At 46.0% G+C, this 19586-nt stretch carries 21 protein-coding genes and 1 riboswitch; of the genes, 1 reads left to right on the forward strand and 20 read right to left on the reverse strand.

The features are described from left to right. Positions 1-4: 4 nt before the first annotated feature. The 17 genes from C170_RS07285 to C170_RS07365 all read right to left on the reverse strand — a co-directional run bounded on the left by C170_RS07285 (position 5) and on the right by C170_RS07365 (position 16805). Complete coding sequence (locus C170_RS07285; protein ID WP_051447056.1) at positions 5-772, reverse strand: peptidoglycan recognition protein family protein; 768 nt, start codon at positions 770-772, stop codon at positions 5-7. Next, entirely contained in the window at positions 769-1194 is a 426-nt protein-coding gene (locus tag C170_RS07290; protein WP_036607828.1) for a phage holin family protein, read from the reverse strand. Before C170_RS07290 ends, C170_RS07285 begins: the two co-directional genes overlap by 4 nt. A 161-nt stretch (positions 1195-1355) precedes the next feature. After that, positions 1356-1838 (reverse strand): GerW family sporulation protein, encoded by a 483-nt coding sequence (gene ytfJ / locus C170_RS07295; RefSeq protein WP_036607830.1) that lies wholly within the window; start codon positions 1836-1838, stop codon positions 1356-1358. Between the two features lie 147 nt (positions 1839-1985). Continuing rightward, positions 1986-2717 (reverse strand): DUF2953 domain-containing protein, encoded by a 732-nt coding sequence (locus C170_RS07300; RefSeq protein ID WP_036607832.1) that lies wholly within the window; start codon positions 2715-2717, stop codon positions 1986-1988. A 188-nt stretch (positions 2718-2905) separates the two neighbouring features. Beyond that, positions 2906-3562 carry an SMC-Scp complex subunit ScpB gene (gene scpB / locus C170_RS07305; protein ID WP_036607834.1) on the reverse strand — a complete coding sequence of 219 codons (657 nt, stop codon included), beginning with the start codon at positions 3560-3562 and terminating at the stop codon, positions 2906-2908. Then, entirely contained in the window at positions 3531-4331 is an 801-nt protein-coding gene (locus C170_RS07310; protein WP_051447057.1) for a segregation and condensation protein A, read from the reverse strand. Before C170_RS07310 ends, scpB begins: the two co-directional genes overlap by 32 nt. A gap of 104 nt (positions 4332-4435) precedes the next feature. Beyond that, the gene (gene ribH / locus C170_RS07315) at positions 4436-4903 is read right to left on the reverse strand and encodes a 6,7-dimethyl-8-ribityllumazine synthase (RefSeq protein WP_017687651.1); all 468 of its coding nucleotides are present in this window, start codon (positions 4901-4903) and stop codon (positions 4436-4438) included. Positions 4904-5005: 102 nt separating this feature from the next. Continuing rightward, positions 5006-6238, reverse strand: a complete 1233-nt coding sequence (locus C170_RS07320) for a bifunctional 3,4-dihydroxy-2-butanone-4-phosphate synthase/GTP cyclohydrolase II (RefSeq protein ID WP_036607837.1) — start codon at positions 6236-6238, stop codon at positions 5006-5008. Positions 6239-6270: 32 nt separating this feature from the next. Next, on the reverse strand, positions 6271-6939 hold the full coding sequence (ribE, locus tag C170_RS07325) for a riboflavin synthase (RefSeq protein ID WP_036607839.1): 669 nt from the start codon (positions 6937-6939) through the stop codon (positions 6271-6273). A 61-nt stretch (positions 6940-7000) separates the two neighbouring features. After that, positions 7001-8104 (reverse strand): bifunctional diaminohydroxyphosphoribosylaminopyrimidine deaminase/5-amino-6-(5-phosphoribosylamino)uracil reductase RibD, encoded by a 1104-nt coding sequence (gene ribD, locus C170_RS07330; RefSeq protein WP_036607842.1) that lies wholly within the window; start codon positions 8102-8104, stop codon positions 7001-7003. A 324-nt stretch (positions 8105-8428) separates the two neighbouring features. Next, positions 8429-8597, reverse strand: a riboswitch (FMN riboswitch). A gap of 168 nt (positions 8598-8765) precedes the next feature. Then, positions 8766-10073, reverse strand: coding sequence for a hypothetical protein (locus tag C170_RS07335; protein ID WP_235200728.1), 1308 nt, complete (start codon positions 10071-10073; stop codon positions 8766-8768). 111 nt (positions 10074-10184) lie between these two features. Continuing rightward, positions 10185-10616: a peptidylprolyl isomerase gene (locus C170_RS07340; protein ID WP_017687646.1), complete on the reverse strand. Its 432-nt coding sequence runs from the start codon at positions 10614-10616 to the stop codon at positions 10185-10187. Between the two features lie 206 nt (positions 10617-10822). Continuing rightward, positions 10823-12154: a diaminopimelate decarboxylase gene (gene lysA / locus C170_RS07345; protein WP_017687645.1), complete on the reverse strand. Its 1332-nt coding sequence runs from the start codon at positions 12152-12154 to the stop codon at positions 10823-10825. Positions 12155-12257: 103 nt separating this feature from the next. Beyond that, positions 12258-13925 carry a spore germination protein gene (locus tag C170_RS07350; protein WP_036607848.1) on the reverse strand — a complete coding sequence of 556 codons (1668 nt, stop codon included), beginning with the start codon at positions 13923-13925 and terminating at the stop codon, positions 12258-12260. Between the two features lie 24 nt (positions 13926-13949). Further along, the gene (locus C170_RS07355; protein ID WP_026080996.1) at positions 13950-14378 is read right to left on the reverse strand and encodes a stage V sporulation protein AB; all 429 of its coding nucleotides are present in this window, start codon (positions 14376-14378) and stop codon (positions 13950-13952) included. Further along, positions 14359-15015 (reverse strand): stage V sporulation protein AA, encoded by a 657-nt coding sequence (locus tag C170_RS07360; RefSeq protein WP_036607850.1) that lies wholly within the window; start codon positions 15013-15015, stop codon positions 14359-14361. Before C170_RS07360 ends, C170_RS07355 begins: the two co-directional genes overlap by 20 nt. Positions 15016-15881: 866 nt before the next feature. After that, on the reverse strand, positions 15882-16805 hold the full coding sequence (locus tag C170_RS07365) for a helix-turn-helix transcriptional regulator (protein ID WP_036607852.1): 924 nt from the start codon (positions 16803-16805) through the stop codon (positions 15882-15884). 108 nt (positions 16806-16913) lie between these two features. On the opposite strand from C170_RS07365, the gene C170_RS07370 reads away from it, so the two are divergent. Beyond that, positions 16914-17843 carry a DMT family transporter gene (locus C170_RS07370; RefSeq protein WP_036607854.1) on the forward strand — a complete coding sequence of 310 codons (930 nt, stop codon included), beginning with the start codon at positions 16914-16916 and terminating at the stop codon, positions 17841-17843. A gap of 87 nt (positions 17844-17930) precedes the next feature. Here the strand turns inward: C170_RS07370 and sigF are convergent, their stop codons facing one another. From sigF to spoIIAA, 3 genes are read right to left on the reverse strand one after another with little or no spacing between them, the layout of a single operon-like run. Next, entirely contained in the window at positions 17931-18686 is a 756-nt protein-coding gene (gene sigF, locus C170_RS07375) for an RNA polymerase sporulation sigma factor SigF (protein ID WP_036607856.1), read from the reverse strand. A 14-nt stretch (positions 18687-18700) separates the two neighbouring features. After that, on the reverse strand, positions 18701-19156 hold the full coding sequence (gene spoIIAB / locus C170_RS07380; RefSeq protein ID WP_036607858.1) for an anti-sigma F factor: 456 nt from the start codon (positions 19154-19156) through the stop codon (positions 18701-18703). After that, positions 19153-19506, reverse strand: coding sequence for an anti-sigma F factor antagonist (spoIIAA, locus tag C170_RS07385; protein ID WP_017687636.1), 354 nt, complete (start codon positions 19504-19506; stop codon positions 19153-19155). The genes spoIIAB and spoIIAA overlap by 4 nt, the downstream gene beginning before the upstream one ends. Between the last annotated feature and the right edge of the window lie 80 nt (positions 19507-19586).

A 19586-nucleotide genomic window follows, 5' to 3' on the forward strand; every position in this document is an offset into this window, starting at 1 on the left:
TAGGTCAGGACTTTTTACGTCTGCGCTCATCAATTAAAACTTTCAGTAACAGCAACTCTCCATAGGTTAACTTCTTCTTGCGTACCTTCTCTACCCATGCCCAATCTTCAATCACCTTGTCGTTGTAGGCATCTCCAATGTACTGATCAAGTTCATTCCAGGCCCATTGTGCGTAATTAAGAACGGTATTCATATCATCATCCTCCGTGACTGCTATTTCTTGCAGTGGGTTTAATTTTATATGTACTGCTTGCTTAAATCTTTCATATTCACCTGGTTGTTTAATCCATGGCAGCGGGCATTCCTTCCATCCAACCACTTCTTTATGTGTGAAGAAGACGGGTGGAAAGCCCCGTTCCCTGATTAGGTATACCGCGAGGTCTACAACGTTATTAAATGTATCTTCATGAATACTGCCATCCTTTTCAATGCACATCTCAATGCCCACTGTACTATTGTTAGGATATGTCCCAAGTTTGGCTATAGCTTCCTTCGTGTATGTTGCACTCCCGCAGTGGTAGGCCAGTTCATCATCCGGTAGACTGTTATATATCGAAGTTCGATCTACCGAGAAGTGCGCGCTTGCATAACGACCTTTCACTGCTTTATTGGAATCCTGCTGTGCCAGACTTGCAAAGTATTTGCTAATGTTCTTCGCGGGCGCTCCGGGAGAAGCCGTATAATGCATCACAATTCCACGTTTCGCTTTTAACTTAAGTCCGGCCCGACTGTATTTATTAACAGGTATGTAATCCTTGGTGATCTGTATCATGACATCTTCTCCTTATCTTCAACTTGATCTTCATTCCCTCGAAGCTTAAAGAGTGCTGAAGTGATAAACTTCGGTACAGGCAGGCCCAGTTTCCCCATGTTCTCCAAAATACTGATTCCTTCGGTACCAATGATGAACATTAACATTGCATCTCGCATAAAATCATTGGAATTGCCTGCAACCATATCCAGTTGATGTGCAATAATGACAAAAACAAATGTCAATGACTTACGAGCAAGCCCCCACCATCCAACCCTGCTGGATAACTCCTTCCTATACCATGCAGACAGTACCCCTGTGATGTAATCCAGCCCCACAAAGATGGTCACGGCAATAAACAGGTGATCAATTCCTCCTACCAAATACACGACTGCCGATAGCAGCCAGCCAAACAAAACCATAAACACGGTATCTCTGTGCATTAACGTTCCCCCTTTAATAACCTATTTCATGTCTAGGTTAGGCGGATCATAGACATAAGTCTCATGCAATACGGAAACCTCCGAAAAAACACTCACCATCCGCTATACAAACAGCAAAAATCCCTCACGCTTGGATGCGGGAGGGATCATAACGAAATGATTCAGCTGTACGTTGATGGATCTGGTGTAACCGGTACACCTGTAGTATTCGTTGGTGTTGTATTCCGTTGGAACATGCCTTGAATACGGTCCAGAACATAAGGGGTGGAGTCAATGAGTTTCTCAAACAGATGTGTGGAGTTATCAAGTGGTACAATGTGTACCCCCTGTTTACCTACCACCAGGAACGCAATAGGACGTATGGATACACCGCCCCCACTACCGCCACCAAACGGAGAAGCAACTTTAGCTGAACTCGCATGTTCAGCAGAGGTACCCGTAGCACCACTTTTGCCACTACTTTCTCCATTAACGTGAAAATCACTACCACCGGCAGCAAATCCGAATCCTACCTTACTGATTGGCAGAATCACGGTACCATCTGGTGTTTCGACTGCATCGCCAACAATTGTATTGACATCCACCATGGCCTTGATATTTTCCATTGCGGTTTCCATTAAGCCTTGAATTGGATGATCTGACATTTAAATTCCCTCCAGTTTCAATGTAAGCTAGGTTTGATCTAACCATATCATCCCCAAACTTGAAGGGACTTATGTAATAAGCATTTTAAATACACTCACCAAATCCCAACCTTACATTCCCAAAAACAGACCGACTATGATGGGTTTTTATACTGTTGTCCCACTAAGTTTCTTCTTTTGCTTCTCCTTATGCCTGCGGCGCTGTTCCTGAAGAAGCTTGAACCACATCCGCCATCCGCCTTCGACTTGAAACACACGGGTGAGTAGTGTAACTCCAGCGATCAGAACGGCTGTAATCCGAATTTTCACTCTGAAATCAAGTTCCGTTCTAAATTCCATTTCATCGGACCATACCGGCATAACCTGAAGCACAGGTGTTTCATCAAAGCGGATCTGATAGGTGAGAAAACCAATAATAATGGACTTGATACTCCACACCCAACCCGTCAGCACCGCTGTATATGCTGCATCACCAACGCCGATGTGGGTAGCCCAGGACAGTTGGGTCATATGTACGCGTGTGAGTGTTTGCTTCAGCCACAGCTTGAGCGCGTCCGTTGCCCTAAGCATAATTTTCACATCTTTAGCCCACTTCTTGACTTTGCGTTTGTTGACCCGCTCGCTACCCTGGGCCTCGCCTCTCAAATGATTCATGGATTGTTCGGTCTTGACCAGAAAACCTTCCTTCATATTGCGAAAAACGATACTCGGGATCTCATAGTTAATCCGCACAATCCCATAGAGAAGACGAACATTAATATTGGCGTAATCATCACTTTTATGTTTACTGAATGTAAAATGTACATGAACATTTGAGATGAGGACTGCGGCAATCAGCAATGCGAACAACAAACCGATTCCTCCAAGCCAAATCCACACAGGCCTTACCTCCAAGCCCTCAATTCTTTTCTCGTCTAGTATGGCACTCTGGATAGGAAAAAATTCACGTCTCTCCTAAAAATCCCATTACATATTTGTTTGGAAACTGTTCTATTCACCATTTATCTAAAACAATGCACAAAAAAACCGACTCCACTGATGGGTGTCGGTTAGTATGAGCTTGCAAATTAGAGTGAAGAATCGTTATTATCGTCTTCGTTGTCGATATGACTTAGATCATCCGCCGGATCAGCACTTTCCGGTTCCAGTTGTTGCAAATCCAGTTTGTTGAATAACAGTTGTGTCTCTTCTTCCAGGTTTTCCGAATCTTCGAACAAACCTGGTTCCGGAAGGTCTTTAATTGAAGCCAGTCCGAAATAATCCAGGAATGACTTGGTCGTTCCATACAGAATTGGTCGTCCGATCGCCTCGGCTCGTCCCACTTCAATAATTAGATCCTTATTCACAAGCGTATGGATGGCCCGCTCCGATTTTACACCGCGGATTTCCTCAATCTCTACCCGTGTAATGGGCTGCCGGTACGCTACAATAGCCAGCGTCTCCAGAGCCGCTTGGGATAAGGACGTACGCGCGGGAGAGTATGCCAGTTTCTCGAAATATACAGCGTGGTCAGGCAAGGTGCCCAACTGAACTACACCAGCGATCTTGAGAATCTGTACACCTCGTCCCTGCTGTGAAAATTCATGAATCATCTCCTCAATCGCGTCCGTTACAAGCTCCACTCGCTGGTCGACGATCTCGGCGATTTGTTTGATACTCAGACCTTCTTCTCCGGACAAAAACAGCAGGCCTTCAATAATCGATTTCAATTTCGGAAAATCCATGATTCTTTGTTTCCCCTCTCCACTCCATAACGATATCCTCAAACATCCGTTCCTGATAACAGACAATCTGCTTCATCTTCATCAGTTCCAGCACCGCCAGAAAAGTGACAACAATCTCATGGCGATAGATATGTTCATCCATCAACTTGGAGAATAACAGCCTGCCTCCCGGCCCCATACTTTCCAAAGCGCCGATGACATCCCGTATCCGATCCTTAACCGAAATCTCATCCCGTTTGATCCGGGTTACGGTTGTACGCTTCTCAGCCTTGCGTAGCGCCTTCTGAAATGCTGCAATCAGGTCAGAGGTGTGTAAACCCTCAACCGGGTTCGATTGGGCTTCTACGGGCATATAGGGGCGCAGATCCTCGGGCTCTTTGGAAAATATAAGACTGCGTTCCCACTCCCGTTCATGAAGATGACGCGCAATTCCCTTGTACTTGCGATATTCTATCAGACGCGCAATCAGCTCTGCACGTGGATCATAATCTTCTTCTTCCATATAATCATAATCCTCTAAGTCCTCAATGACCGGTGGTTTGGGCAGTAAAAGTTTGCTCTTGATCGACAGCAATGTTGCTGCCATGACCAGAAATTCACTCGTAATATCCAGTTCCAGTTCCTGCATCGAATGCAGATACGCCATGTATTGATCGGTAATATCGCTGATGGGAATATCCTGGATATGAATTTCAGCCTTATCAATCAGATGAAGCAGCAGATCCAAAGGCCCTTCAAAAGTCTCCAGTTTGTATGTAACTACCGTCACTAGACGAATCCTCCCGCCAGAAAAATCCAAAACCCTGCTAAGCCGTCCGAATCCGGTTTCCCGTGTTCGTCTGCGCAAAGCAGGGCACTACTATTAAATAAGCACTATTTTAGCTGTTTCGTCAAGTTTGCCATCTCAATTGCCGCCGTAGCTGCATCCCAACCTTTGTTACCCGCTTTGGTTCCGGCACGTTCAATCGCTTGTTCAATATTTTCTGTTGTAACCAGTCCAAAGATCGTAGGCACGCCAGTTTTCAGGTTGATTGCTGCTACCCCTTTAGCCATCTCGTTGCACACATAATCGTAATGCGTAGTGGATCCACGAATGACAGTTCCCAAGGTAATCACCGCATCATACTTGCCGCTCTCCGCCATTTTCTGCGCAATCAAAGGGATTTCGAACGCACCTGGAACCCAGGCTACATCCACTTCATCATCCTGCACGCCGTGACGTTTGAATGCATCGAGAGCTGCGCTAAGCAATTTACTGGTAATGAATTCGTTGAAACGTCCAACGACAACTCCATATCGTGATCCTTCTGAAACTAAATGTCCTTCAAAAAATTGTGGCATTCAAGTCATCTCCCTAACGGTATAATGTAATGTAAGTAACGGAAATCCCTAAGTAATCTCTTCCATAAATTACATGGTGAACATTGTTCATCTAAAATATATTTACTGTTCGTTTTGCTCGATATCATCAAACTTGAGCATATGCCCCAGCTTGGCTTGCTTGGTATGAAGATAAACCGTATTGTCCTCGTTCTCCTCCATCTGGATCGCGACACGCTCTACGACTTCAAGTCCATATCCTTCAAGACCTTTAATTTTACGAGGGTTGTTAGTTAGCAGTCTGATCTGACGAACCCCAAGGTCTTTCAGAATTTGGGCACCAATTCCGTAATCACGCAAGTCGGCAGCAAAACCCAAACTCAGGTTTGCATCAACAGTATCCATACCTTCCTCTTGCAGCTTGTAGGCTTTGAGTTTATTGATCAGGCCAATACCCCGACCTTCCTGTCTCATATAAAGCAGTACACCATTGCCTTCCTCGTGAATCTGTTTGAGTGCCGCATCAAACTGCGGACCACAGTCACAACGATGCGAATGGAATACATCACCTGTCAAACATTCAGAGTGCACACGTACAAGCACAGGTTTCGAACCATCAATTTCTCCTTTGACCAGAGCCACATGTTCCTTATTGTCCACAGCATTTGTATAAGCCACCGCTTGAAACTCACCAAAGTCCGTTGGCATACGCACAGCTACTTCACGTTGAACCAGCTGCTCTTTTTCGTTACGGTAACGAATCATGTCCTGAATACTGATCAGCTTCAGATCATGTTTGCGGGCAATCTCCTGCAGATCCGGAAGTCTGGCCATCGTGCCATCTTCCTTAATCACTTCACAGATAACACCAGCAGGGTAGGAACCACACATGATAGCGAGATCTACAGCCGCTTCCGTATGTCCGGCACGACGAAGTACACCGCCGTCTTTTGCAATCAGCGGGAACATGTGACCAGGCTTACGGAAGTCCCCGGCTTTTGCCTGAGGATCGATTAGACCTTTCACGGTAATAGAGCGTTCATGTGCCGAGATACCTGTTGTTGTATCTTTGTGATCCACAGAGACGGTGAAGGCTGTTCCATGGAAATCCGTATTTTGTTGAACCATCGGTTTCAGGTTAAGTTCGTCCGCACGTTGTTGTGTAATCGGAACACAGACCAGACCTCTACCTTCAGTAATCATGAAATTAATGACTTCAGGCGTCGCCTTTTCGGCCAAAGCGATAAAATCGCCTTCATTCTCCCGATCTTCATCATCCACAACAATGACGGGTTTACCACGCATGAGATCATATATGGCTTCTTCTATTGTGTCCAGAATGGATTGTTCTGACATTGGTCCACCTCCAGTTAATTTCTGTTCTCTATTTATGCAAATCCGTGATTGGAGAGAAAATCTTCACTGATACTGCGCGGCTTGCCAGCACCCGTCTCCCGATGTCCTCTCCCATACTGGAGCAGATGATCCACATATTTGCCCAAAATATCGCATTCGATATTAATGGTATCCCCTGTCTTTTTCACATTTAGTACAGTTTCACCAATGGTATGCGGGATAATGGAAACCGTGAATGCGGTATCCGATGTATGGACAACGGTCAAGCTAATGCCATCCAGTGTAACCGATCCTTTGGGGATCAGATATTTGAACAACTGGTGATCATCAGGCTTGATCTCAAACACAATTGCATTCTGATCACGTGTTATACTGCCAATCACTCCAGTACCATCGACATGACCCTGAACGATATGTCCGCCAAAACGACCGCCTGATTGCATGGCCCGCTCCAGATTAACTTTACTGCCAGATTGCAGCTGACTGAGATTGGTATGGCGATAGGTTTCAGGCATTACATCGGCGGTAAAACCTCCACCTTCGAGCGTTGTCGCAGTTAAGCACACGCCGTTCACTGCTACACTATCACCAATCTTCAGATCGTCCATGATGGCGGAAGCTCCGATATTCAGGACCATCGCTTCGCCTTTCCGACCAATACGCCGGATCTGACCGACTTCTTCCACCAAACCGGTAAACATGCTGCCGCCTCCCTTTTTCAAGTTATAAAGAACCTAACTTTCTACTTTCAAATCCATTTATTTATTCAGGCCACACCGGAATACCGCCAATGCTGATATTATCTCCAACTTGTTCAATCTCCAACTGATTCAATTGAATCGCCTGATTCATACGTTCCACACCCTCGAAGCGGAAGCTTCCAGGTGTATCATAACCGCCTACAATCTTCGGAGCGATAAACATGAGCAGTCGATCAACCAACCGTGCCTCCAGCATAGCTCCATTCAAGGTACCTCCACCTTCAAGCAAAATTGAACCAATGTCACGCTCACCCAACTTGCTAAGTCCGTTTAACAGATCCACACGTGGTCCAGGACCACAGCGTATAATTTCGACGCCGTAGGCTTCCAAACGTTCAGCAGCTTCAGGACTGGCTTCGTCTGTTGTCAGCACCCATGTTGGAGCAAGACCATCCTTAACCATTTTGGCACCTACGGGGAGACGTAACTTGGAATCCACTACAATGCGCACTGGACTAATGCCTTCGACTTGCAAACGGGTTGTAAGTTCGGGATTATCGGCGATTACCGTGTCGACGCCAACCATAATTCCCTGGTGACGATGACGAAGGGCATGCACAATCTCACGAGCAGGCTCGTTGGAGATCCACTTGCTGTCTCCGCTGCGAGTAGCAATTTTCCCATCCAAAGTTGTAGCTGTCTTCAACGTCACAAAAGGTAGACCCGTTGTAATAAACTTAATGAATTTTTCATTCATGCGTCTTCCTCGCTCACGCAGTACGCCAACTTCAACTTCAATGCCTTGTTGACGAAGCATGCTTATGCCCCTGCCGGATACTTGCGGATTTGGATCTTCACAACATACCACAACACGTTTCACCTTTTCATGAATCAGGCGTTCACTACAAGGTGGCGTCTTGCCATAATGACTACAAGGCTCAAGTGTAACGTATACCGTACTTCCTTCTGCATCACTGCCTGCCATGTTAAGTGCATGCACCTCTGCATGACCGGTTCCACGTTTCAGATGGCTTCCCAGGCCTACAATACGACCCTCTTTCACAACTACACACCCAACGACCGGATTAATCCCCGTCTGTCCCTGTGCTCGTTCCGCCATATCCAATGCCAGTGCCATATAAAATTCATCATTGATCATTTCCAAATCCGTTCACCCCGCGGTTTAAAGTCTTGTTTATTAAAAAATCCCCGTCGAACAATCAGTTCGATGGGGATGATGAGAGACAAATGTCAACAGCAGGAGTGAAATGGATACAGCACGCCAACACTTTGCCCAAAACTTCATTTCGGGCAAGTGAAAATAGACACATACCTTAATGAACATCAATTACAGGTAAAGAGCTTTTATAGTGCGGCATATGTATGGAACTGTCCGGCGTAACCGGATCTTCCCTGCACAGTGCAAGACATCATAAAATCGTGACTGTGCAGCAATACTCCTGCTGAATGCAAACCTGTTAGGTCTGCACCTCTCCTTCTCCCATCCAGACTATACTGTCGGTTCTGGAATTACACCAGATCAGCCATCTGCCAATGGCAGACAGGTCACGGACTTTGCATCAAGTGCTGGACACATAGGTCCTTACACTTCCTGCATCACCGCCGGTAGGGAATTGCACCCTGCCCTGAAGGATTGCTTTCGTTATTACTTGGATGTTAGCACTTTAATGCCAAAAAATCAATTGTTTTTTGTTCCTTTTTGTCACATACTAACTTTTAATAAGCTAAGAAACAACAAAAAACCGCTTCCTCTCAAGGAGGCACGGTTTTTGCTTGGAGGCACATTTCACATCCATCGTATCATTCTACATATCAGGAAAACACCAGCTCGCCATATGCTTTAATTCTTTGGCATTATGGAATGGAGTGCGATCAGGTTCTTGCAGGGGCGAAGTCGGAAGCGGGAACTCTCTTGCCACCCTTCTGACCCAACTTGTGGAATCGATCGCAATAGCCGAGCATTTCCAGCGTCCATTCGCTCTCGGTCGAAACGTCCCATGCAAATCTGCTTTACCCGGCATCTCTGGAAAGACACCATCCAGATATTCAACGATGACGCGCTTGTCTCTGACTTCATGACAATATACAGTCACCCATACACCTTCTCGGACCCGAACAGCATACACATCGCCAGACTGTACCTCCCCGGTACCTGCATCAGGAGATGCCTTTGGTACTTTTCCACGAACACTTCTCTTCTTCTCCAATGCCCCTAAGATCGTGTCCTTTAGAGCTGGACTCTCATCAGGCTTATCCGCAAGAGATATATTATTCAGATCAAAATCATGAAATATCTTGTTCAGGTTGTTCTCATTAATTCCGACAGATGAGTCCCACCACGCCAGAGGGGCCTGCACTTCCACCCGCACATTGGGGCGTGCGTCACGCTGCATATAAGAGGTGAATTCCGTGATCATTCCGGGATGTTCCGGCGTATCCAATATGCCAATCAGAGCTAACGTCTCAAGCAAATCACGGTAAGCATATTCCTTCTGTGTAGGCAAAAGACGTTCCTTCTTGAGCGCTACTGCTGCCTTGCTGTAACGTGTTTTGGGAGGTAATTCGCGCAGCACCGTTAACACCGCACGGAATGTCCAGCGGTCGTACTCATTGGGTATTGGAAGCTCCTGTGCGGTAGCCAGCTCTCGAAGTGCCAACACGCATCCAAAAGGATCACCGTCCAACGGGGTTCCATTGGTCATCCGCCAATACCATTGCAGCGTTGTGTCGGTTGCTTGATCTACACTTAATCCGCAGATCTTACAAGTGTTCGAAGATGGATATGGCGTATGTTCATGACTTGGCATACTGCTCGCAATAAGCTTGCCCGTAAGCAACGAGCGCCAGATCATGGGTGCTGACCACAAAGAGGATACAAAGGCCTGCGCTGCATCATTGATCGTCCATTGATTCGCAACTTTTTTCAGCTCAGTAATCGTTTCATCATGTTGCGGACATACAAAGCGATTCGGTTCATGCCCGGCTGTCTCAAGCGCTTCTCGATCCTTTACGGATAGACTATCCGGAACGACATGGCGCGATGCCTGCAATTCTTCATCCCACAACGTGCGCTCACTATAAATTTGTTTTAACAAGCTTAGCTGAGTAACCATATCCAAGGTTTTATTCATCCTTTCTAATTATCGATTTGAAGTATGTAAAAATAAAAAAAGTGCTTCTATAAGAGAAGCACTTCATGTTTGGATCCAGTTAAGGTGAAGGTATTAAGCTTCTACAACTTCAACAGTTTCCATTTTGTCTTTACCTTCTAAAGCGTCCACGAACTCCATACCTTTAGTTACTTTACCAAATACAGTATGTTGTCCATCCAAATGTGGTTGCGGTTGGTAGCAGATATAGAACTGGCTTCCACCTGTGTTACGGCCAGCATGTGCCATAGCAAGTGTTCCGCGCTCATGTTTGTTCGGGTTAATTTCACAGTTGATTGTGTAACCTGGGCCACCTGCACCGCTACCGTTAGGGCATCCGCCTTGAGCTACAAAGCCCGGGATAACGCGGTGGAATGTAAGACCATTGTAGAAACCGGAATTAGCCAGTTTCTCAAAGTTTGCTACTGTGTTTGGAGCTTCTTGATCGAACAGATCGATCAGAACTTCTCCGCCGTTTGCCAATTTAATTTTCGCTTGTTTCGCCATATGTAAATGACTCCTTTCGTATTGACCATCGTTAATGGTGCCAGAACGCATGACCCTGGGCCAAGCATTACAGCACTTTTCTTAGTGTACACCGAAAATGTCTGGATCGCAAAAAAAACGGCAACTTTTTTCATGAATCAGCTTAAATACGCAAAAAGCAGACGAAAAAGGAAGTTCCCTTTTCATCTGCTTCAACTGTAAACGAACTATCGAGTTACTGGCTGTTTGCCAATGCGCGCTGGTACCAGGTCATTCTGGATGATATCTTGATACGTCTCACGGCGTACCACGACATCTCCTTGACCGTCTTTGACAAATACAACGGCCGGACGACGAATCCGGTTGTAGTTGCTCGCCATGGAGTAGTTATACGCGCCTGTGCAAGCTACAGCGAGTAGGTCGCCGCTTTCCACTTTTGGCAGGTCCAGATCCCAGATCAACATATCGCCACTCTCGCAGCATTTACCCGCAACGGATACCGTTTCCTGAGCAGCCTCATTCGCACGGTTAGCAAGCACAGCTTCGTACTTGGATTCATACAAAGCAGGACGTGGGTTATCGGTCATACCACCATCCACGGCAACGTATTTACGCACGCCTGGAATGTCTTTGCTTGTTCCAACGGTATACAGCGTTGTTCCCGCTTCACCCACGATGCTGCGGCCTGGCTCAACCCAGATCTCAGGTACGGCATAGCCGATTTGAGCAAAATGATTTTTAACGGCATCTGTAATAGCCTTCACGTATTGTGCAACTTCAAGTGGCGTATCTCCATCGATATAACGGATTCCGAATCCACCACCAAGGTTAACCACTTTGAAAGCAACATTAAGACGCTCATATACACTTGCTGCAAATTCAGCAACACGTTGAACCGCCATCTGGAAGCCTTCAACTTCGAAGATCTGGGAACCGATGTGGGAATGCACACCGAGCAATACCAGATTAGACTGCTTGGAAGCCAAGTCAATCGCTTCAAATGCCGTACCATTACCGATATCGAATCCAAATTTCGAATCCGTCTGACCTGTGGAAATATATTCATGCGTATGTGCCTCAACACCAGGCGTCACACGAAGCAAAATGTTTACTTTACGATTTTTGTCCGCTGCTACAGCCTGCAACAGATGCAATTCATTGAAGTTATCAACAACAAAGCATCCAATCTCTGCATCAAGAGCCATTTCGATCTCTTCCAGCGTTTTGTTGTTACCGTGGAAGTGAATGCGCTCAGCCGGGAATCCTGCTTGCAGTGCAGTAAACAGTTCACCGTCAGATACGACATCCAAGGAAAGTCCTTCTTCAGCTGCAAGGGCACACATCGCCATTACACAGAATGCTTTACTTGCGTAAGCAACCTGGAAGCCAAGTCCGGAAGCACGGAATGCTTCCATGTACTCTCTGCAACGCTCACGAACCAATTGCTCGTCCACAACGTACAGGGGAGTTCCAAATTGTTCTTTCAGATCTGTTGCATCAACTCCGCCAATCTCCAGATGCCCTTGCGCATTTATTTTACTTGTACCATGTAAATACATAATCTGCATTCCTCACTTTTTATATACTGGAACAATTGATATTCCAATGATTTTACACCAGTATATCAAATTAGGCAGCGAGATGAATGGATTTTTCGGAAGATCATTTGTGTTTTTTACTTTTTTGCAGTTCCCCGTCCGGATCATCCGACATTTTGGTGTTGTCACGGGTTTTATTGAATGATGGACGTTTTTTATTTTCCAGCAGCGGAAGCCGGAATAAAAAGTTGCCCAAGGCCTTCGCATTAAACGGTATAAAAGGCCAGAGATACGAAGAATTGTACGACCGGTGAACGGTGAGCGCCAATATGAGTAATGTACAGCCCACGACCAACCCCGGAACCTTGAATATCGCAACAGCGACTAGCAGAACCAGCCTGACCAGCCTATTGGCGAGACCCAACTCGTAACTCGGCGTGGCAAACATACCGATGGCTGCTATGGCCATATAGAGCACAACCTCATTGACAAAGTATCCTGTTTTCACCGCGATATCCCCGACTAGAATGGCCGCGATTAAGCCCATAGCCGATGCCAGAGGTGTAGGCGTATGGACCGCTGCCATCCGTAATAAATCGACGCCTAGTTCGATCAGTAGAAACTGTAGAATCAGCGGTAGCTTTACATTTTCCTGTGGACCAATGAAGTCAAGTCCCATCGGTTTAATCGAAGGGTCAATAACCATGAGAAGCCATAATGGTAGCAAAAACAACGAGATGAGAATCCCTGCAAAACGCACCCATCGTAAATATGTTCCCATCAAGGCCGTCTGTCTGTTCTCCTCCGCATGCTCACATAGGTCGAAAAAGGTCGTTGGTAGAATCATCACACTGGGGGAAGTGTCTACGAAAATGACGACTCGTCCTTCCAGCAAATGAGAAGCTGTAACATCTGGTCGTTCCGAATAACGAACGAGTGGGAACGGATTCCAACCCTTGTTGATAATCGCTTCCTCCAGCTGTTTATCGGCTGCGGGAATACCATCGATATCTACTCGCTGAATTTTTTCACGAACTGAATCGACCTGCACTTTATCCACAATATCATCAATATACACCACGCAGACATCGGTTTGTGTTCTCCGCCCTACCTGCATAATCTCAAACTTCAGTCCCGGGTCGCGTATTCTGCGACGCACCAGGGTCACGTTAGTCAGGAGTGTTTCGGTAAAGCCGTCTCTGGAACCTCGGACTACCCTTTCCAAGGAAGGTTCTTCGGGTGAACGTACTGGATAACTCCGGGTATCCATAATTAAGACCGAGCGGTCTCCTTCAACGAACATTGCGCTCATACCGGTAAGAACCTTGTTGATGACCGCACTCATCTTCTCGACTTTCTCCACCTGAATATGGGGAATGTAACATTCAAAATAAGATTTGAGAGCATGTCCGGACACGTCATCCGGCGTGAGATAGGTCAGTCTTTTCAACACTTCAAGCAAAATCTCATCCTTGGCGAAGCCGGTGATCATCAGCAACCCAACGTGCTTGCCACCCAGAACCATTTCCCTCATATTCACGTCGAAGGATTCTCCGAGCCCCAGTACCTGTTGCAGTGTATATCTATTCTCACTCATGCGTGGGGAGATATCATCGTTTTCCTGCCAATATTGTACAGATTCCTCAATGCTGTCGGACATCTCATTTTGTTTTTTCTTACTGTACGCTTTCTCCTCTTCTTCCTTCTGAATCTCATAAGCAGACTTGTGTAACATCTCTTCCGTTATACCTTCACTATTTTCCTGGCCTGTGTGCTCCGTTCGTTCATCCATCTTCCATCCTCCTATGGCCACGAGTTACCGTTGATATATAAAAAAATCAAACAGGGAACCTGTCATTTTACCCAAAATCATGGCGAGCAGTAATCCAAATAAATAAGGTTTCATGCCCAATCGTTTGGCTAGCACGGGTAGTACATTGAGTACCTCAGTGAGCGCTGCGGCCAGCAGACCGATGAACACGCCACAGAATAAACCAACGATTGGGCTGAGCAGCAGCACCCCATGCATTTTCCAGTGCCAGAAGTCCGCCACTGTCCCAAGCAGTGAACCACCAATTAGCGCCCCTTCGTACCAGTGAGTTTTGTCATACGATTGCGTAAGTTGAGCCAACCTGGGAATCATATCGAGCACCAGAATAAGCGCAATTACGCCGCTCCCTACGGCAATTCCCCCTGCAATACCCAATACAATGCTGATTGCTCCATTAAGAACGCTCATCCGCATTCATCTCCCTGCGTTCCTGCTCGTGCATCCGTTCGCTTTCTTCAATCACCACATATTTATCTACATTTTGCTGGTATAGGAACATCTCTACTTCCAGCGGGGTAGGCTCCTCATTCCACTTTTTCTTAAACAAATGATTAAAAAATACGGCCATTCCGAATCCAATGCCAATGGAATACGCCACTTGAAACAGATAGGGATGTTCGTCCCGATGCCCAGTAAGCATCTCCACAATACGAATTTGTACTTCCTGCATGTTCACATCGGCATGAAAATTCATAATGGTTAAGGCCGATCCGAAGAACAGCAGCAGCCAAACCAATATGAACAGAGACTTGGAAGGTTGACCATTTCCCGCAATGACTTCAACAAGCGTATGACCTGATCCTATCAGTTCCACACTTACCTCCGGCAAAATGTGCCGAATTCGGGGAATTATCTGCAATATATCAATGAGGATCAAATTGCCATCCTCCGGTCCAGGGCGTAGCAGTTCAAGCTCCAGTAGCCTGACCTCTTGGTCTTCTGAAGAGGTCAGTACATGTGCAATGTCTCCAAGCTTGACTGCTCTGCCCCTCTGGATGCGAATACGGCTGCGCAGACGAATATAGACCATTGGAGTGGGTGTCTGGGACATCCATAGCACTCCTTTACTGCGTAATTTAGGTTAGTATTTGAAGAATGTGCAAATTTATTACAAACTGGTTGGAAAAAAGGTGGAAGGTTGAGTTGACGCTGCGGGATGGATCGGTCATTGGTCGCTGTTGCTCGGGGGGAGGATACACGCAGACACTCCGACGGCAGACCAACCTTCTGATCGCTGTTGTCTCCAAATTCTTATGATTGATTTCTAATTGTTAGAAATTTGGAGACAAAGGCGCACGCTTCGCTTCTTCAGGTCTAATCTGCCGCCTGCGTTGCTTATGTATCCTTAGATGAACCCTCACGCTTCGCTCCTTTCGACCGATTCCATCCCTCCGCTGCCCATCGTCCTCCCGTTTCCAAACGTTTGAAATAAATATGCTGGGGAGGTGGCAGGAAGGGAATTGAAAGATGAGCTTTTTGGGGGTGTTTTTCTCAAAATTCTATGAATTTTGAAGTTACCTTCTGCATGCGTCTTAGAATACAACTGGGTAGAAATTTGGAGACAAAGGCGCACGCTTCGCTTCTTCAGGTCTAATCTACCGCCTGCGTTGCTTATGTATCCTTAGATGAGCCCTCACGCTTCGCTCCTTTTGACCGATTCCATCCCTCCGCTCCCCCTCGTCCTCCGTTTCCAAACGTTTGAAATAAATATGCTAGGGAGTAGGCAGGAAGGGAATTGAAAGATGAGCTTTGAGGGGGTATTTTGTGCAAAATTCTATGACTTGTGAAGGTAGCTTCTGGATATTAATTTTAGAAATTTGGGGATTTGAAGCGCAACTGAGTGTGAAGCATTATTTTACATATCAAAAAAAGTCGCCGTATGGGCGACTCTTCGGTATTGGTAGTTAGGTTCACGGATCATGAACAATAATTCAAAGAATTATGTTCTTTTTCTCTTTTGTTCAATTCCCTTCTAAATCGTAAAGGGGTTGAATTCATTGTTTTGCGGAATTGGTTAATGTAATAACTCGTGCTGTTAAAACCAACCTCATAGGCAATTTGGGTGATACTAAGCTCGGAGAGTTGCAATAGTTCAATGCTTCTTTGGATGCGGTACTCGATCACATATTGCATGGGTGTGGTTTTCAGGATTTGCTTGAAATAACGGCATGTCTCCGATCGACTTAACTGTCCAGCCTTTGCAATATCTTCAAGCTTAATTGGATCGGCATAATTGAGATTAATCCATTGCAACATGTCTTTCATTCGGTTGTTTCTGCTCATCTCTGATGGATCATGTTCAAGAGAATATCCGTTTATAATCAGCAGTTTCCACATATTAAGCACCGCCGAAGCAACATTCACTTCGTAAAAAGGAACTTGGTGCACTAGCTCCTTTCTAATCCGTGCAACAGCATCCAAGATCTGTTCTCCCCAAGCGTTAGCTCTTTCGATATACAGAAAAGGCAAATTAGTTGCTGTTACATATGGATGTACGTACTTTATATACAAATCCGAAGGCATGATAACATGTGGGGACAAATTCAGACATAAATAAATGCAGTTCTCGCTCACCCCGTGATCTTCGGCCATATGCATTATTCCACTGTTGATAAAAATCCCGTCACCTTTGGACAAAATCATCTTTTGATCGTTGATATGAAACAACGCCGTACCCTGAAGAACGGCAACAAACTGCAATTCATCATGCCAGTGGAGAGGAATATGTCTGTGAACATTTTGAACAATGGTTGTCTCATAACAAGCTATAGATAATGTATCGGTACGGTGTTCCGTCATTTCTTTCAAATGTTGATCAATGATAAATTCGATCTTCTGCATGGCCCTCATCTCAATATAGTTATATTTTTAAGTGTAATATTGATATAAATGTATCGCGTTTCTCCTTAATATAACACTATTCTTATACTTAAGGTGAGGCGAACAAGAATGACAACTTCTGCAAAATCCAAAATTTCAGGTATCGTACTCGTTCTGACGGGAGCCATCTGCTGGGGCATTGGGGGTACGGTATCTCAAAAACTGTTTCAACTGGATGGAATGGAGGTCAATTGGTATGTCACTGTGCGATTGTTGATTGCCGGGTTACTATTACTGGTTATTCAATCGTTTACAAATGGAAGATTTCAGATTTTTGATGTATGGAGAAATAAAAAAACGGCTGGGCAGATGATCATTTTTGGATTGGTGGGCATGCTTGCCGTTCAGTATACGTACATGGCATCCATTAAACACGGCAATTCAGCGGTGGCTACACTCCTACAGTACCTGTCCCCTGTCATGATCATGATTTACATCGCACTCCGTAAGCAGTCTGTCCTCACACGCAATGACCTTGCATGCGCCGTTCTGGCTCTCAGTGGGTGTTTTCTCCTGCTCACGAATGGCTCGCTTACGCAGTTATCTGTCTCCTCGCTTGCAGTGATATGGGGGCTGTTATCTGGGGTTTCAGCTGCATTTTATACGCTGTATGCCGTGCAACTGATTAAAAAGTTCGATTCACTTGTTGTGGTCGGCTGGGCTATGATCATCGGTGGTTTGGGAATGAGTTTTATTCACCCACCCTGGAAAATGAATTTTGCTAACATCACGTTTGAAACCTACGGTTATTTGATATTTACGATCCTTTTTGGAACCATGATTGCTTTTTGGTTTTACATTGCGAGTCTCAAAAGTCTTACACCCAAGGAAACTAGCCTGCTCGGGAGTGCAGAGCCCCTTGCTGCTGTTGGAACAACCGTCATATGGCTCCATGAACCTTTTGGCTTCTATCAATGGATTGGTATGGCATGTATCCTTGGCATGATGCTGGTCATGCAGTCCAATCGTTTGAGATCTCCCCGTATTAACAACAAATAACCTCCCTCGCCATAATGCGCGATAGAAGGTTGTTAGTTGTCGTATACTGGTGTATATGCACCAATATTGTTGTTGCAACCCACGAAATCACTGCGCGATCTGGTCGCGGATGGATTGCAGTATTTTTTTCTCCAGACGTGATACCTGTACCTGAGATATACCCAACCTGCTAGCTACCTCGGACTGGGTCTGATCCCGGTAATACCTAAGATAAACGATTAACCGCTCCCGCTCGCTGAGACCACCGATGGCTTCGTTCAGGGCCAGCTTGTCAAACCAACGTTCCTGAGACTCGTCGGCAATCTGATCCATTAATGTAATGGGATCGCCGTCATTTTCAAATACGGTCTCATGGATGGAGGTCGGTGGTTTGTTCGCTTCCTGGGCAAATACAACTTCCTCCGGGGTTACCCCCAGCTCTGCGGCAACTTCCTTAATCGTTGGTAAACGATCCAGATGTTTGGACAGTTCGTCCCTTTTTTTGCGGACTTTATTCGCCATCTCTTTCAGTGAACGACTGACCTTCAGGGTACCGTCATCCCGCAGGAATCGCTGGATTTCTCCGATGATCATCGGTACCGCGTAGGTTGAGAACTTCACGTCATAACTGAGATCGAATTTGTCCACTGACTTGAGCAGACCGATACAACCAATCTGGAACAGATCTTCCGGATCATATCCCCTGTTCATAAAACGCTGTACGACGGACCAGACGAGTCTGATGTTGCAGTTCACCAGCGTATCCCGTGAGACATGGTCACCCGACTGACTGAGCGCAATCAGCCGTTTGACCTCGGCATCGTCCAAATAGGTCTGTGAAGATGGTTTCACTTCAGCATCCATAAGAACACCAACCCCTAATTATACAATGCTTTCTTGGATTCAATCCTTTTTTTCATCTTGATGGAGGTGCCTCTGCCGGGCTCACTGCTGACTTCGAATTCATCCATAAAGTTTTCCATAATGGTGAAGCCCATGCCCGACCGCTCAAGTTCGGGTTTGGACGTAAATAGCGGCTGCTTGGCCAGTTCAAGATCTTCGATTCCTTCACCGCGGTCTTCCACGATGATAGTGATCATGTCTTCCCGAATCTCCGCCTGGATGGACACCACACCCTCGGAGTTGTTGTTGTATCCGTGGATGATGCTGTTGGTCACGGCTTCCGAAATGACCGTCTTCAGGTCACTGAGCTCGTCCATCGTTGGATCAAGCTGGGAGATAAACGCAGCAACGGTTACCCGTGCAAACGACTCATTCTCTGACTTGGCCGCGAATTGCAGATTCATGAAATTTGTCCCTGTTCCTTCATTCATGAGACGACCTCCAGACCTGAGAGAGCAGTTCCCTCATTTTCGTATATCGGCATAATCTTAAACAGCCCCGACATTTCCAGCAAACGGTACACTGGCGAATTGACGTCACAGACCACCATCTTGCCACCTTTATTCTTAATGAGCTTGTATCTTCCCAAAATGACACCTAGACCCGAACTGTCCATAAATTGCAGATCTTTCAGGCTGAGTACGAGATGCTCGCTTTGTCTCCGCTGGATGGCTTCATCCATTTGCATCCGTACCATGTCAGCTGTATGGTGATCCAGCTCCCCGGATAATCGTACAATCAGAATCCCGCGATGGTGTTCCATTTCCACATGCAAGTTCACGTTTGCTCACTCTCCTCCCTGTCTTAGAACAAGGATTTCTACGCTTCCGAAGGCTTTTCCTGCCCCCCGACAAAACTAGA

Source organism: Paenibacillus sp. FSL H7-689 (assembly GCF_000517905.1).
In the GTDB taxonomy this organism is placed as follows: domain Bacteria; phylum Bacillota; class Bacilli; order Paenibacillales; family Paenibacillaceae; genus Paenibacillus; species Paenibacillus amylolyticus.

Excerpts from the sequence above, each read along its gene's own strand:
- C170_RS07340 (WP_017687646.1), bottom strand. The coding sequence starts at position 10,616 with ATGGCGAAACAAGCGAAAATTAAATTGGCAAACGGCGGAGAAGTTCTG.
- C170_RS07335 (WP_235200728.1), bottom strand. The coding sequence starts at position 10,073 with ATGGTTACTCAGCTAAGCTTGTTAAAACAAATTTATAGTGAGCGCACG.
- ribE (WP_036607839.1), bottom strand. The coding sequence starts at position 6,939 with ATGTTTACCGGTTTGGTGGAAGAAGTCGGTCAGATCCGGCGTATTGGT.
- C170_RS07285 (WP_051447056.1), bottom strand. The coding sequence starts at position 772 with ATGATACAGATCACCAAGGATTACATACCTGTTAATAAATACAGTCGG.
- C170_RS07355 (WP_026080996.1), bottom strand. The coding sequence starts at position 14,378 with ATGCGGATGAGCGTTCTTAATGGAGCAATCAGCATTGTATTGGGTATT.
- C170_RS07360 (WP_036607850.1), bottom strand. The coding sequence starts at position 15,015 with ATGTCCCAGACACCCACTCCAATGGTCTATATTCGTCTGCGCAGCCGT.
- scpB (WP_036607834.1), bottom strand. The coding sequence starts at position 3,562 with ATGGATTTTCCGAAATTGAAATCGATTATTGAAGGCCTGCTGTTTTTG.
- C170_RS07365 (WP_036607852.1), bottom strand. The coding sequence starts at position 16,805 with ATGCAGAAGATCGAATTTATCATTGATCAACATTTGAAAGAAATGACG.
- ytfJ (WP_036607830.1), bottom strand. The coding sequence starts at position 1,838 with ATGTCAGATCATCCAATTCAAGGCTTAATGGAAACCGCAATGGAAAAT.
- C170_RS07290 (WP_036607828.1), bottom strand. The coding sequence starts at position 1,194 with ATGCACAGAGATACCGTGTTTATGGTTTTGTTTGGCTGGCTGCTATCG.
- C170_RS07320 (WP_036607837.1), bottom strand. The coding sequence starts at position 6,238 with ATGTCAGAACAATCCATTCTGGACACAATAGAAGAAGCCATATATGAT.
- spoIIAB (WP_036607858.1), bottom strand. The coding sequence starts at position 19,156 with ATGAATGAAGGAACAGGGACAAATTTCATGAATCTGCAATTCGCGGCC.
- ribH (WP_017687651.1), bottom strand. The coding sequence starts at position 4,903 with ATGCCACAATTTTTTGAAGGACATTTAGTTTCAGAAGGATCACGATAT.
- sigF (WP_036607856.1), bottom strand. The coding sequence starts at position 18,686 with ATGGATGCTGAAGTGAAACCATCTTCACAGACCTATTTGGACGATGCC.
- C170_RS07350 (WP_036607848.1), bottom strand. The coding sequence starts at position 13,925 with ATGGATGAACGAACGGAGCACACAGGCCAGGAAAATAGTGAAGGTATA.
- lysA (WP_017687645.1), bottom strand. The coding sequence starts at position 12,154 with ATGTATTTACATGGTACAAGTAAAATAAATGCGCAAGGGCATCTGGAG.
- C170_RS07370 (WP_036607854.1), top strand. The coding sequence starts at position 16,914 with ATGACAACTTCTGCAAAATCCAAAATTTCAGGTATCGTACTCGTTCTG.